We start from the raw sequence: 13259 nt of genomic DNA, 5'->3' as shown, positions 1-13259 counted from the left end.
TCCTAGAGGAACCAGAAGACATACTGGGCCTAGAGCCTGACATTGTCTTTGGTCGGCGAGATGCGTTGACAATGGTTGAAACCAAATTCTATCGACGTTCCTCCCCACCTCCATCGTCTACCTTTAAACGCGCCCTCGAACACACCGCTGATAGAGGCATTAGGATGGGGGCGTCCACTATTGTCCTGGCAATATCGTGCCCTATGGGGTCACGTTTTATGAACGTCGCAGAAGCGTTTCCTACTGTTAAGGTTTGGGATGAAACGAAGCTGTTTGAAATGGCGGCTCCGTTCCCTGACATCCTGGCCCAATTAGAGGAGCTTCTCGAAGCTGATACACCGAAGAGCGCTGAAACCCTGAGCCTAGGCTTGCCGACGTTTATGAGACGCAGTGCCACTGATGCAACTGCGGAGCCGAAGCGGGGAAAGGTGCTGGCCGATGCTTTAGCTGCAATCGACCGTGGCCGGGAAATGGCAACTGATTTCGAAAACGCTTGCATCAATGCGCTCAAGTATCTCTTTGAACATGACCTCCATGGATGGCATGAGCAGTCCCGTACCATAGACACCTTGCATCGTAGAGATCTGGTGTGCCGAATCTTGGCCAAAGCAGCTGAGGTGTGGCGTCTGATGCTGGAGGACTTAGGAAGCAGGTACGTGGTCTTCGAGTTCAAAAATTACAGCAAATCGATTACTCAGAACGAGATCGTCACCACAGAGCGTTACTTGTATCCATCGGCCCTTAGGAAGGTTGCGATTGTGATTTCGCACGAGGACTGTGCTGACTCTGCTAAGGCCGTGATCGCAGGGGCGATGCGAGAGCATGGGAAGCTGATTATCCCCCTGTCGGTGCCCGAGATAATCGATTTGCTGAACAGCAAGGATGAAGGCTCAGATCCGAACGCCTACCTGTTCGAACGTGTTGATCAGTTTCTTTTGGGGCTTGGAAGGTAGCACTGCGGATCTCCCCCTGAGGCTGCTCGAGCCCAGGCCTCAGGGAAGACCACAATGCTAGCCACCTGTGGTCACTTAGCTCTACCAGGTGGCCATAGGGGGCTCTTACGACGCCTCTCTCGCCAGGAGCTGCATGTTAAGCGAGCTCGTGGTCAAACCCGCCCTGTCGAAGCGGTAGCGCATGTAGGCTGAGATGTCGTCTTCATGAGAGGACACGACTAGCTGGCAATGCTTGAGTTCGCAACGGAGTAGGTCGGTCAGTGAGGCGACGTTCACTTCATCAAGGGATTGTGAGGGGTCATCAATGAGGATGAGCGGTACCCGAGCATAGACCTTGTTGAGGGAGAGGAAGAAGGCAAGGCTTAGGGCGGACACCTGTCCAGAACTCATGGACATAACTGCATCGTGTTCAGATTTCTCGGCAGTCAGGAACCTCAGCTGCGTACCCTCGCGGCTCTCGATAAACAGGCCGAGGCCACGCTGGTAGTTCTGGATCAGCCGGCCACTGTAGATGTGGAAAATGAGCTCAATAGCCGAAATTGTCTGATCGGTGTAGCTCTGCTCTGTCTTCTTCAGCGTACTGCGGAGCTTGTCGATTTTACCTTGTGCTTTTTTGGCTGCCAGGGTTTCTTTTTCGATAAGCTTAAGATCGGAAATGCAGGTTTGAAGCCTGGAGTTTTGAGCTTCGTTGGCTTTGATCGAGATGTATTGTTCTTTATCCTTTAGGTCTTCAGCCGTGATTATGTAGAAGTCCTCCAAGTCTTTGAAAGCGCTGTTTGTTGTTTCTCGCCAGTCTTCCGGCAGAGCTAAGGCATCGGACTCAATCTGTTTTTTGTTTCTAAGAATTTGCTTGAGCTTTTCAAGTCGCTCATCTACTAAGGTATCGACTTCCGTAAATGAGTCAGTGACTTGAATGTTGTCGCCTTGCAGCCTCTCCTGTAGCTGGGTAATTGCCGGGAGTCGAAGCTTAATTTTGATCAGTGCTGCATGAAGATTTGCTTCAAACGTAGGTGTGAGGATTTTCAAATTGTCTTGTATATAGGTGTCGATGAGCTTCAGCTCAGCGTCCATGGTGGCTATAAGGTTTACTAAGTCTTTTCCGTCTTGGCCTAATGAATCAGAGATTTTCTTAGTTCTCTCTTCAATGGCATCCACCATTGACTTGTGATCCTCCCAGTCGGCACCACAGAGAGGGCACAGCTGATCGTCGGGATAAGCCTTTTTATGTTCCTCAATCAGTTGCCTTTTGAGGCGTTCCAATTCGGCCACAACGTTCGCATTAGCGCTGCTTTTATTACGTAAGCTGTTTCGGGCTTCAATGCTCGACTCAAACCACTCAAGGCGACCTTCCGCCCAGTTTGGTAGTGATCGCGCTTCGTCGAGCTTGATCGCGGTTGCTCCGCGTTTGATGATACTAGCTGAACGCTCTAATTCATCTATACTTTTCTTGATAGCGTCAAGCCCATCAAGCTTGCCAAGATCTTTCCCAAACTGAGCCAGGCTTCTCAGAGATTCCTCGTTGCGATTAATGTTGGCATCGATATTCTCGTTGTGAACCCTCGTTTTTATCGTGGCTTTAAGTGGCAGAAGGGTAATAATCTTTCGAACGGATTCTTGGTAAGTAGTATGGTCTACCGCTGTGTACGTTGAGAAAAGGATCTCCTTATCCCACCCTGGTTGAATATCGGCCGTCGAGAGCTTTTTGTACTCAACAATTCCGGCCTCTTCCTGCGATGTGTTTCTTAAGGTCTCTATTTCTTTCGTGAGTGATTCAGCTTGAGCTTTACGCTCAGGCTCGTTGATGTACTTTGTAAATTTACTGTATATGTTGTCGCATTTGCTTATCTCGGTTTCGATGTCGCTTATGTTGAAGAGGTTTCCAAGTTTTTCCTTGCGTTCATCTACTCGGGTGTGTAATAGACGGTTCTGCCCCTGCTCCAAATAGTTGAGGAATGAGAAGTTTTCCCTAAAATTCTTTCCGAAAACTTCATCAAGGAAATTATTGTCGCGCTGGTTGGTTTTTGTAAAGCCAGATGATTCGAAATCTGGTAGCTCGTAGAGCTTGAAGTTTTCGTACTTGTCTGCACGATTGTTGGCTGGTTTTTTGAATATTGAAGCTTCGCAATGTCTGGCCAGAACAAGCTTGTCATCATCATTAACAAATTCAATTTTAATACAGAGGTCGTTATCGCCCGAGCGGTTGTTCCAGAAGAGATTGTCTGCGTAGTCTCTTTTGTTTCTGGTCAGTAATGTAGAAAATAAATTTTGTATACGATTAATCTGGCCAGTGAGCAGCAACTCGATGGCGTCGAAGATGCTTGTTTTTCCATAGCCGTTAGGGCCGTCCAACGTTAACAAGGAGGACTGGCCGAGATCTAAATAAATATGCTTGAATGCTTTAAAGCTAGAAACTTCAATTTTGGATATTTTCCAGTTCATTGCTAATCATTTCCTTGATAAAGTCGTCGGCGGTTTTGTCTGTTACTTTTTGGATGGCCGCATACAGATCGTTCATGCCTGCTTGCGCAACTGCCTCTGCTGCTTGCAATCTTAGGGAGACAAGGTTTCCTTGATGGCTAGGCAGCTCTAAAAAGGGAAGTTTGATAAATGTCTTCGCAGCGAAGCTATACTGTGTGGCCTTCAAAGGATTTTCTTTGTAATCCAGGAACTCCTTTTTGTCGGCAATTACGGAGACAAGTTTGTCGTAGGTAAAGTCAGTGAGGGCGCTTTCTTCTGCAGTGCTGTAGTAGAGGATATATTTTTTATAAAAGTGGGGGTCTTCTTCGATTGCAAAAATTTCTTCTTCGTGATCCTTGAATTCGGCCAGAACGTCAAGGCGATGAATGCAAATCAAATCGCAGTTCTTCTTGAAGCTTGGATTTCTGAGGAACTCTTCAGGGGCCAAGTGATTGATGCAGTTATTAAGATCGGCTGGGTCAGGAAGGTCGTCTAACGTATGTACGACTGCGAATCTTATGGCAGATCCAGACTCGCGAACATAGAAGCTTGTGGTATCCAGTTCACGTTTGCTAACAAAGCCATGGGCAACAAGTGCTTCATCAATTAGTTGCTTTATCATTCAGTCGAACCTCCGCATCGTCTTTTGTTATTACGCTAATGCATAGCGACTTGGTTATGTTGCTTTCAAGTTTTTCAGTGGCCAGCTTGTTGTCAAAATCATCTGAGTTTGTGAATTTTGTATTAAAAGTGAACGAGGCGTCAGCTTTGCTTGCGATAAGATGGTTGTATTCAAAAAGTAGTCTCAGCAGATCCCCGTTGTTTTTCATTTCACGGATCATGTCAGACTCGCATTCTTCGCTTTCATCTACGTCAAGGGCGGTGGGTACGTAGAATCTATTTTCTCTGTCGAGATAGTGTGGAAGATGGTTGAATGTAGGCTCTGCCGAAATTGCCTGGATGAGTTTGGTGTATCGCCTGATGTCGTTTGTCTGAACGTCTTTAAATCGCTCAGAGGGTTTCATCATTTGGCAGAGAGTTTTCAAATCGTTGATATCTGTGCCGCGAATGTGCTCGCACAGACGCCTGGCTCTCTCGTAGGTGACGTCACTCATGGTTGGTAGGGTCTGATCCAGTCGTTCTTCTAGATAAGCTTGGAGTCTGGCCTTTAATTCAACTGCATAGTAGTCCCGATTTTGATAAGGGTTTTCTGTCAGTAGCTCATGCAAAATACTTCTCGCATTGATGCGCCCCTCATATGCGGCTTTGTTTTCTGAGACTCCGTCAACTTGAATTAACTTGTGATTATCTATTGCCTTAGTGCTGATTTTTTCTGATAGCAAGCAGTAGTTAAAATTTATTAGGTTGTCGCTGACGGTAATTGACTCTTTGTTGCATAACTTTCGTATGAGGCTTTTGGTCAGATCTTCAATTTCACCTAGGCCGCAATGGTAGCTCTCTCCATAGCGGTAGAATTTTACTGTTTCTCCGCTAGCGCCTGTGTAATCGCCAGTGTTATCTAATTCGACGGAAACGTGGAAGTAACGAGTGGTTCCTTTAATTTTGTCGTATTCGATTAAGGTGGACTGTTCCAGTGCCTTGGAATAACCGCTACGGTATTTACTGATCTTCGCTTTGACTTGATGGGCTGTATGGAGCTTGGCGTCCTTATAGATGGCGAAGTCATCGCTACTGTCTAGCTGAAGTTCAAAATCTACGTCGCCATCGTAAATAAGCTTAAGGGAATGATATAGCGCAATCTTTCCTTGATAAACAAAGCCGCTCCACGAAGACACGGCGCTGGCTGGGTAATTTTCCTCATCTTCTTGACTCACATGAACTCCTTTCATCGTTAAAGATTTTCCAGTGTGGCGGAATGATATCACTGCATTCCACGCAGTTTGCATATCAGAGGTGAGGTTTTGTTCGTTACTTTTCTGGCATTTATTTGTCGCCAAATTATTGCTATGAAAAAACGTTCCAGTCATACGAAATTCTCCTTGGGCATCAAGCTTCGGTCGCCCATTTGCTCGGCGGGGCCTGCGCGGGTTCTCGCTGTGCGGGTTATCATGCGGCGCCTCTTATTGGGGCTGACCCGGGCCGTCCTCAAGGCTAGGGCTTTTGGTGTTAGACCATGACAGAAGTAGTGGATGACTGAGCGTGTACTCGACTGGCGGGATCGAAGGAAATGGCTCATGGCTATTCCCAAGTATGCGAGCCAGGTGCTCACGTCAGATGTGCGGAAAACTTATCGAGGATCAGCGACCTAAGTGCTGGTCTGACGATCTGACCTGGCTTCCAAATCATGAGGAACTGCTGCCGGCTTTCAGCGAGAAGCTGTGGAGCTATTACACGCATGCGAAAGCCTTCCACGGGTGCAGGCCGGAGAACCTGGCCGCTCATATTGTTACTGGTGATCCATGGGGTGAGGATTACCGGATCAGGCTTCGAAATGTGCGGGTACCCACCATTCTCGAAATCGACATTCCCGTGGCTTTGATACCCAGCAGTGAGCGTTTGGCTGGAGCAAGGTTGATCCTTTCTCACTGGGGACAACGCCGTGCGCGGAAGCTTCTAGGTAGCTCGTCGTCACCTGGTTATCGGCTGCGTACCGATTTGCCACCAGAGTGCATTAAGGCGCACTACCATCCCGCTCGGATAGTCGACCGCCACACAACCTATGGCCGCTATGAGAACAGGCAGTTGATCTGCGAGCTGTGTGAGCCGGTCTAAGTACAAGGCAGGGAGCTTTTGAAGGTTATGAGGGCTTCCAAGCCGGGCTGAACGTCGAGGGCACCTCGGAAGGAAATCATAGAAGCTGAAGGCGCGGAACTCTGAGAATAGAAAGGTAAGCCATCACGGTTGGATCTGGGTGGCTTACCTTGCACTGAGAGGTTACGCCTGCAGAAGCGTAGTCAGATCCTCTTTAAGCTTGAAGCATTCGCTGTACTCTAGGGCGAAGTGGAGGAGATCAAGCTTGTCCGAGATGGACGAGAGCTCGACAGCCTCGAGGCCAGTGATTTCCTGAATGAGGGCGACATGGTTCCTGCCGTCCGCCATCAAGGCCTCTTCGATCATGTTGCCTTCGAATTCAGGGAGGAAATTGAGCGGGAATTCCATCCCAGTGGGCATTCCACGCCCCTTGAAAAAACACTGCATGTCGAGTCTTTTCGGGAAGGTCTCGGAGTGTTTCGCCTCGAGAATGCAGATGAACTCAGCGCCATGCTTGAGCCCTTTCAGAACCACGTAGTCGCAAGTCCTGGGCCGGGGATGGGTCACCTTGGTGGTTTCTTTCATTGCGAATTCGCTCAGCTCTTTGGCCAACGTGTCGTAGGCCTGATTGACCTTATCGTTGTAAGGCCCCACCTCGTTGAAAAAGCTATCGATAGCGCTCAAGTCCGATTCACCTCGGCCAGACTCGGCTAGAAGGTTGGCCAAGGCCTCCTCAGACCAATTGCAGAACGCGTAGACGTGTTTCTGTGCCTCATCAAACGACATGGCATGAAACTCTACAAGGACGCTGGCATAGACGTGCATCAGCGACCCCATCCTGTATGGGGGTAGGGGCTGCAAGATTTTCTCTTGATTAGCTGGATTCCAGTAATCGGGGCTCAGCATCCTGAGAGTGAGGTAGCTTGCCATGAAGCAGAGGCCGACCGTTTGGAACTCTGTGGCATAGAACTCGCGCCAGGAGATACTCAGCGGGTCAGAACCCTCGACACGGAGTTTGGAACGCGAGTTTCTGACGAGCTCGGTAAACATCAACGTCCACTGGGTTGCGCCGATGTCTGCATCCAGTTCAATAGCTTGGTTTTCAAGAGCTGAAAGCTCGGGGCGCCGCATCTCCGGGTCTGGATGCCTCGTCTGATTTATCACGCCGAGGTGGCCGTTCGTAATGTGAGTGATCTCATGACCGAAGATGAAGTCCAGCCCAGCCAGAGTGAGATGTTTAGAGAACGCACTTCTAACCCGGCAAGCTGGCCTGCAGGGCGAGAAAGCAGTCAGGTCTTCTTGAGCTGGGATGAAGTGGGTGTAGCCAGCATTGGCTTCCAAGCTGGTGTCGCCTACCCCGGGCAGGATGTTCGGGTTGCTAAGCATCCGGGTGAAGATTGCGGATACCAGGGAGATGGTTCCGAAATGGATACCGATGAAGTCGATGTTCTCTTTACCTACACAGGCGAAACCGCCGATTTCTGCGGTATTTACGATCCCGAATTTCAACGTCCTGCCCGTTTCGTCGTAGTAACTCTGCATTGCCAACCTCACGAGGTGTGCAAAGTGAGCCACAGCGTTTTCGAACAGGTGCTTGTAGAACTCGTCGGTGATGGCGGCTTCGTTGTACAAGCCCCCCCTAGCCTGGATCGTGGCGGCAATATCGCTGGAAACCTCGTCCAGGGTTTTGATTCGTTCAGTCATTTTGTGTCGCTTCCTTCAGCTAATGCCTTGTCGCGGTTTCGCGGGGCACGAATATCCGAGCCAGGCTGGATGCCTGCCATAGAAATAGTGGGGTAGGGTGAGCCTACCTAGTCACTGGTGCGTTTTTTCTAAGCGGAAAGGTTAGCGGAAGCGGTGGCGGTAGCTTGAAAGCTCTGGCCCATACTTGAAGAGAGGTACTCGGATACAAGCCAGGTGAGAGAAATACAAGCGGATGCGGGTTACCAGGGCATGTATGTCAATGCGGACTAGCTTGGAAAGAAGAAATTGAGCACGGCGGACTAGCTTGGAGTGCTCAATGTAGGCTTCAACATCAGCCTTGCAGCGTCGTGCGAACTCTTGAGCTTTTTCAAGAGAGGTGCGGATGTACTCTAAGAAACCAGAGAGACCCTTTCCTCCTTCGCTAAAGAAGCGCGGTGCCTGGTCATCTACTGGCCCACAGCTTTTCAGCAGGCGATCAGCGATCTCCTGGAGTTCTGCTATGGCTTGGTCGGTAGATGCATCCACGTTTATACCCGGCGCGTTGGGATCTAAATCGACATCATCACAACTCATTTTTTGAGGTCTGGTCAAGCGTGATTTTGCTGAGAATGGCCGCTCTTCGGTAATAGTGACTGGTGAGTCGCCGGCAGAATGCTGGCATTTTCCCAACCGTTTTAATGATGATGCAGGTAAAATTAAGCTTCGCTTTTGTGCTGTTGAATTCCATGTTCTAAGGCTCCCCGTCTAACCCAGCAACCATACTTGTCTGCGGGTCTGGCTCTAAAAGTAAACCGAGGTGATGTTGTGGCCCGCCGTTCCGAAGCGACAGTCCTGTGGGCAACTGCGTGCTCGCCTCTATAGTGATCGCCGACGTAAGCTGCCTCCCAATAGTCGTCGAGCGCGATCTTGGCGTGGCATAGGGGCGCACAACCTGAGAGCTCAACGCACCGATGGAGCGTTTGTTTCGTAGCCTGAAAACGGATTGGATACCGACAGTGGACTCCATGAGCTAGCAGGACATCGGTCGGTTCATGATGCAGCGGTACAACCGGCAGAGACCGCATAAATTCAACGATGAGTTACCGCCTGCGATTGCTGAGGCAAAACTTAACGCAGTGTCCGGGAACAGTTGACCACTACACTGTCTGCTGTGCTGGGCTTTCGGATGCTACGATTTTGGACTTCGCTGCCATTCAAACTTTTGAATGTCTCAGCGGCTTGCTAGGGAACTAATGAGGTGCAAAGTGGTGCAAGTTATTACAGTGAACGCTCGGCTTCGTAAAGGTATTCGCTCTTTTCAAAAGGCTCTGATCGACCAGGCAGAGCCACGTGGGACTAAAGAGTGGGCATTTCCGAGTGGAGATAAAGCACCTTGCCGCACATATGCCTTGGAGACCGATCTAGGCGAAATGCTGTTTGCCGTCCCTCCGCCTTGGGATGGTCGTCAGGCGCACCTGTTCAAGCTGGGCTACGAGAGGGGCACTCTCTCGCCAGATGCTGAGATCAACATCCCTGATGGGCTGAATCGCAGTGTCTCGGGTTTGTTGGTAGCTGCTTCTCAGGGTGAAACCCTTGTCTGTCATCGTGGCACTTTCACAGCGTTCCGTGGCCGGGTACCTCGCCGATACGCTTTTGAGCACTTTCATGACTGGCTTATGGAGGTAGATGACGAAGGCAAGACGGCAGATGTGATCGCTGTGTCTTCAACGAACTCTCCTAGCATTGCGAATGACATCGCCGAGTTCCTGTTCAAGGTAAAACGACTCAAGGAACAGAGAAAAGCGGAGCTGGAGGATGATGCCGAGGGTTCAGGTGAAGCCCTCGACGATGAAGATGAATCGGATGCGAAGTGGCGGGGGCAGGAAGAATTTGAAGGAACTAAATCCTATACCCGAAGCCAGGACACCTGCGAGTACCAGTATCTTCACGGCCCACTTTGCAACGCCCTCCACCGCAAGCTGGATGAGTTTGTTGAGGGATATTCGGAACTCAAGGTTGGTAAGCATCAGGTCGATTTGGCGCTAGTGGACAAAGCTACTGACAAGGCCAAGGTGATCTTTGAGGTCAAGACCAGCGACTCGATGTCGGCACAGCTTTACACTGCATTTGGTCAGCTTGCGTATTACCGGCATCGCTTCGGTAGTGCCGAAACCAAGCTATTCTTGGTGCTGCCGGCGAGCACTGCATCCGACTTCGCGGAAGCCGAATTCTTCGCCCAAGCCGACATCCAGGTGCTGTTCGGTGAGGCCGGCATTTTTGAGAACAGTAAGGGCGAGAGCCTGGAAGAGGTGCTGGGTACCATCTTGTAGAAGCTGGCGAAGCCGCTGCTCAGTATTTGAATGCCAACTCGGTTTGCAACGAGGTTGGCATCACCGCTCCGGGCGCGCCTCGCCTCTTTCTTCAGGCATTGAGATGCTCGCTCTCCAATGGGTGTCTTCAGCCGGCTTAGTCATCGTGTAACCGCCACAGTTGGGGGCGTGGCTCAGGATTTCGAACTCACGACAATCAGCCATAGCTCGGTCATCTATCTGCTGCGGTTTGCGCTCAATCAGCCAAGCCACTGCATTGATGACCTGCCCATGTGAAAATACAGTGATGTTTTGTGCAGGATGATTCGAAAGCCCACTCAGGAAGGCCTGAGCCCTGGCTATGAAATCTAGGAAAGACTCCGCACCGGCACCGTCCACGAACGCAGGATCCGATCTAGACCAATACGCTTCGACCCACCTTCGCCTCTCGGCAACGGTCGTGTTTACACACCGTGTTGGCTCAAGGTATGTGAATTCATGAATGGGCCAGATCTCGTACGGGACGTCCGGGAACTTCGCTACGGTAGCCATAGCTGTTGCCCGAGCCCGAGAGAAGGGTGAGGCAACGATCAGATCGGGAGCACCGGTGACGGAGTTGGCCACCGAGTACGCCTGTTCAACCCCTTTCGGCGTAAGAGGAATTGTCGCGTGACCCGGGCTGGCTTCGCCGGCGTTGGCAGCGCTTTCTCCATGGCGGATCAGGCTCACCTGTCTCATAACCAAATATCCTCCAGTTCAATCTCGCCCGTAGGTGAGTACGTGCGGCTTCTGCTACCACAGCCCCGGCATTACTGCAGTTCCGTTATGATGGCTTTCTGTCCTACCTCTAGATTTTGCTGCAAGGATCGAATGCCCATGACGCCCCCAAAATACGACCTTCATCTCTTAGGTTGGCATAGTTTTCAGCAACTGTGCATGGCGGTAGCCTCAACCGTTTTGGGCCAGACAGTCGAGACGTTCCTTGAAGGAAATGACGGAGGCCGCGATGGTGGGTTCAAGGGAACGTGGTCTCCTCAGCCAAACGAAGTGTATGCAGGCGAATTCGTCATCCAGTGCAAGTTCACATCGCGCCGTGATCACAATCTCACTTTATCTGATGTGAATGGTGAGCTTGAAAAGGTGCGCAGACTCGTCGCGAAAGGAAAGTGTGATGTCTATGTCCTGATGACAAACGCAGGCTGGACAGGGGATAGCAATCTCAAAATACGGTTGGCGTTTGAGGATGCTGGGGCCAAGCACGTGCTTTTGCTGGGCTCGACCTGGATCTGCGAGAAGATCCAGCTGAACAGTGATCTGCGCATGAATGTGCCCCGACTCTACGGCCTTGGCGACCTTAGCCAGATCTTGGATGAGAGACGGTACAAGCAGACGAAGGCGTTGCTGACGGAGCTTCCCGACCTTTCAAAGCTCGTGGTGACGGGCACCTATCGCAAAGCGCTTCAAGCCCTTCAGCAGCATGGTTTTGTTCTATTGGTAGGAGAGCCCGCAGCAGGTAAGACAACGATTGCCTCACTCATGGCCATGTGTGCGATGGATAAATGGGGAAGCCTAGTATTGAAGCTGGAGAGGCCTGAGCAGATTAGAGATCACTGGAATACTGAAGAAGCATCGCAGTTCGTATGGGTTGATGACGCCTTCGGGGCGATGCAGTACGAAGCAGACTTGGTGATGGAGTGGAACCGGATTCTTCCCGCTCTCACGACCATGATCCGAGGCGGGCATCGGATAGTTCTGACCAGCCGTGACTACATTTACAACAGCGCCCGACGTGACCTCAAGAAAACAGCATTTCCTTTGATGGAAGAGAGCCAGGTTGTCATCGACGTGAAAGAGCTGACCTCCCAGGAAAGGTCAGAAATCCTCTACAACCATGTAAAGCTTGGAAACCAACCACAGCGAGTTCGGACGGTCTTGAAGGAATTTCTTCCTGCAGTGGCAGCTCACAGTCGGTTCGCTCCGGAGACTGCTCGGCGCTTGGGGAGCGTTGAATTCACCAAAGCGCTAAAGATTGACCAGAAAAATATCGACGAATTTGTCGCGAAGCAGGAGCGATGGCTCGTCGAGACGATGCAGGGAATGGATGACGAGAGCCAAGCCGCACTTGCTCTTCTCTACATGAAGCATGGAGCAATCGAAAGCCCGGTGAGTCTGTCTAGCGGCGAGATGCAGACAATTGAGAGGTTGGGCGGTAGCCAGGCCGGGTGTATCCGAGCTCTTGATAGCCTCCGGGGAAGTTTTCTTCAGATGGCGGATACAGCTGATGGACGTTTCTGGCGATACAAGCATCCTACGATTGGGGATGCGTTTGCGTTGATACTCGCCCAGAGTCCTGAACATCTGCAGATCTTTGTGGATGGAACACCGATTGAGCGGTTGATGGAACTGGTGACATGCGGCAACGCAGGGGTTCAAAACGCTACGATTTTGCCTTCAAGTATGTTCGCAGAAGTCGCGAACCGGTGCTGTGAATACGTTGCATGCGAGGGCGACGTGGAGCGCACCAGGCGGGGAAGGCTGTATTCTTTTCTGCAGCGCAGGACAAATGACGTGTTCTTGGACATCTACTCGAAAACTGATGGAAAGCTGCACTCCAGCTTGGCTCGTGACTTCGCGATAAACCTGTTTACGAGGTCGTCTGATCTAGCGCTCCGCCTACTACGGCAAGGGCTTTTACCTGAGTCAGCACGAGAAGCGATTTCCACCAAGATTCGGGACTTTGTCTTTGATCATGATGAACTCGGGCACATCTACGATAACGAGATGCATGAATTCTTCACTAGCCACGAGCGGGAAGAATTCTACAGCGATGTACAGAAATATGTGCTGCCTGACCTGGACAGGGTTCGCAAATCCCTGCAGGAATCGTATTGCTACGAAAACGATCCTGATAACCACTTTTGTGATTTTATTGATGAGCTAGAGGGTATTTACGCGGCCTTTCCGGAATGGCCCGGTATCGAGGATGTGCTCGATACCCAACGGCGTCGAGTCGACGATTGGGTGAGTGAGGTCTCGCAAGAGCGGTATGAGGAGCCAGCAGTCGGACGGAGCGATTTGATTCGGCCCTCCGCAATGGGTGGAGGACGTGACATCTTTGACGATGTAGATCTCTAAACTAGGTAAA

General features: G+C 50.7%; 11 protein-coding genes and 1 pseudogene. 5 read left to right on the top strand and 7 right to left on the bottom strand.

Going from position 1 to position 13259, the window contains the following annotated elements:
- The first annotated feature begins 218 nt into the window (after positions 1-218).
- Positions 219-953, top strand: a complete 735-nt coding sequence (locus ACI512_RS22860) for a hypothetical protein (RefSeq protein WP_128876424.1) — start codon at positions 219-221, stop codon at positions 951-953.
- A 105-nt stretch (positions 954-1058) separates the two neighbouring features.
- On the opposite strand, the gene ACI512_RS22855 is transcribed toward ACI512_RS22860, so the two are convergent.
- Genes ACI512_RS22855 through ACI512_RS22845 form a run of 3 tightly spaced genes read right to left on the bottom strand, consistent with a single transcriptional unit; the run spans position 1059 to position 5398 of the window.
- Complete coding sequence (locus ACI512_RS22855; RefSeq protein WP_405121360.1) at positions 1059-3392, bottom strand: AAA family ATPase; 2334 nt, start codon at positions 3390-3392, stop codon at positions 1059-1061.
- On the bottom strand, positions 3367-4032 hold the full coding sequence (locus tag ACI512_RS22850) for an ABC-three component system middle component 1 (RefSeq protein WP_405121359.1): 666 nt from the start codon (positions 4030-4032) through the stop codon (positions 3367-3369). The genes ACI512_RS22855 and ACI512_RS22850 overlap by 26 nt, the downstream gene beginning before the upstream one ends.
- Complete coding sequence (locus ACI512_RS22845) at positions 4013-5398, bottom strand: ABC-three component system protein (RefSeq protein WP_405121358.1); 1386 nt, start codon at positions 5396-5398, stop codon at positions 4013-4015. The genes ACI512_RS22850 and ACI512_RS22845 overlap by 20 nt, the downstream gene beginning before the upstream one ends.
- Before the next feature lie 247 nt (positions 5399-5645).
- On the opposite strand from ACI512_RS22845, the gene ACI512_RS22840 reads away from it, so the two are divergent.
- Positions 5646-6143 carry a hypothetical protein gene (locus ACI512_RS22840; protein ID WP_128876427.1) on the top strand — a complete coding sequence of 166 codons (498 nt, stop codon included), beginning with the start codon at positions 5646-5648 and terminating at the stop codon, positions 6141-6143.
- 162 nt (positions 6144-6305) lie between these two features.
- Here ACI512_RS22840 and ACI512_RS22835 read toward each other — a convergent pair whose 3' ends face one another.
- From ACI512_RS22835 to ACI512_RS22825, 3 genes are all read right to left on the bottom strand, one after another.
- Positions 6306-7826, bottom strand: a complete 1521-nt coding sequence (locus ACI512_RS22835) for a hypothetical protein (protein ID WP_236382995.1) — start codon at positions 7824-7826, stop codon at positions 6306-6308.
- Positions 7827-7967: 141 nt separating this feature from the next.
- The gene (locus tag ACI512_RS22830) at positions 7968-8399 is read right to left on the bottom strand and encodes a hypothetical protein (RefSeq protein ID WP_236382999.1); all 432 of its coding nucleotides are present in this window, start codon (positions 8397-8399) and stop codon (positions 7968-7970) included.
- Entirely contained in the window at positions 8389-8553 is a 165-nt protein-coding gene (locus tag ACI512_RS22825; RefSeq protein WP_236383002.1) for a hypothetical protein, read from the bottom strand. The genes ACI512_RS22830 and ACI512_RS22825 overlap by 11 nt, the downstream gene beginning before the upstream one ends.
- 214 nt (positions 8554-8767) lie before the next feature.
- Here ACI512_RS22825 and ACI512_RS22820 point away from each other — a divergent pair.
- Positions 8768-8959: pseudogene (locus ACI512_RS22820) on the top strand (IS3 family transposase); the annotation flags it as partial.
- Between the two features lie 114 nt (positions 8960-9073).
- Entirely contained in the window at positions 9074-10135 is a 1062-nt protein-coding gene (locus ACI512_RS22815) for a hypothetical protein (RefSeq protein ID WP_405121357.1), read from the top strand.
- Positions 10136-10195: 60 nt separating this feature from the next.
- Here ACI512_RS22815 and ACI512_RS22810 read toward each other — a convergent pair whose 3' ends face one another.
- The gene (locus ACI512_RS22810; protein WP_405121356.1) at positions 10196-10852 is read right to left on the bottom strand and encodes a histidine phosphatase family protein; all 657 of its coding nucleotides are present in this window, start codon (positions 10850-10852) and stop codon (positions 10196-10198) included.
- 138 nt (positions 10853-10990) lie between these two features.
- On the opposite strand from ACI512_RS22810, the gene ACI512_RS22805 reads away from it, so the two are divergent.
- Positions 10991-13249 carry a hypothetical protein gene (locus ACI512_RS22805; protein WP_236383007.1) on the top strand — a complete coding sequence of 753 codons (2259 nt, stop codon included), beginning with the start codon at positions 10991-10993 and terminating at the stop codon, positions 13247-13249.
- Positions 13250-13259: the final 10 nt, after the last annotated feature.

Source organism: Pseudomonas petroselini (genome assembly GCF_045037875.1).
Lineage (GTDB): Bacteria > Pseudomonadota > Gammaproteobacteria > Pseudomonadales > Pseudomonadaceae > Aquipseudomonas > Aquipseudomonas petroselini.
This window is presented reverse-complemented; position numbering and strand designations above follow the sequence as displayed.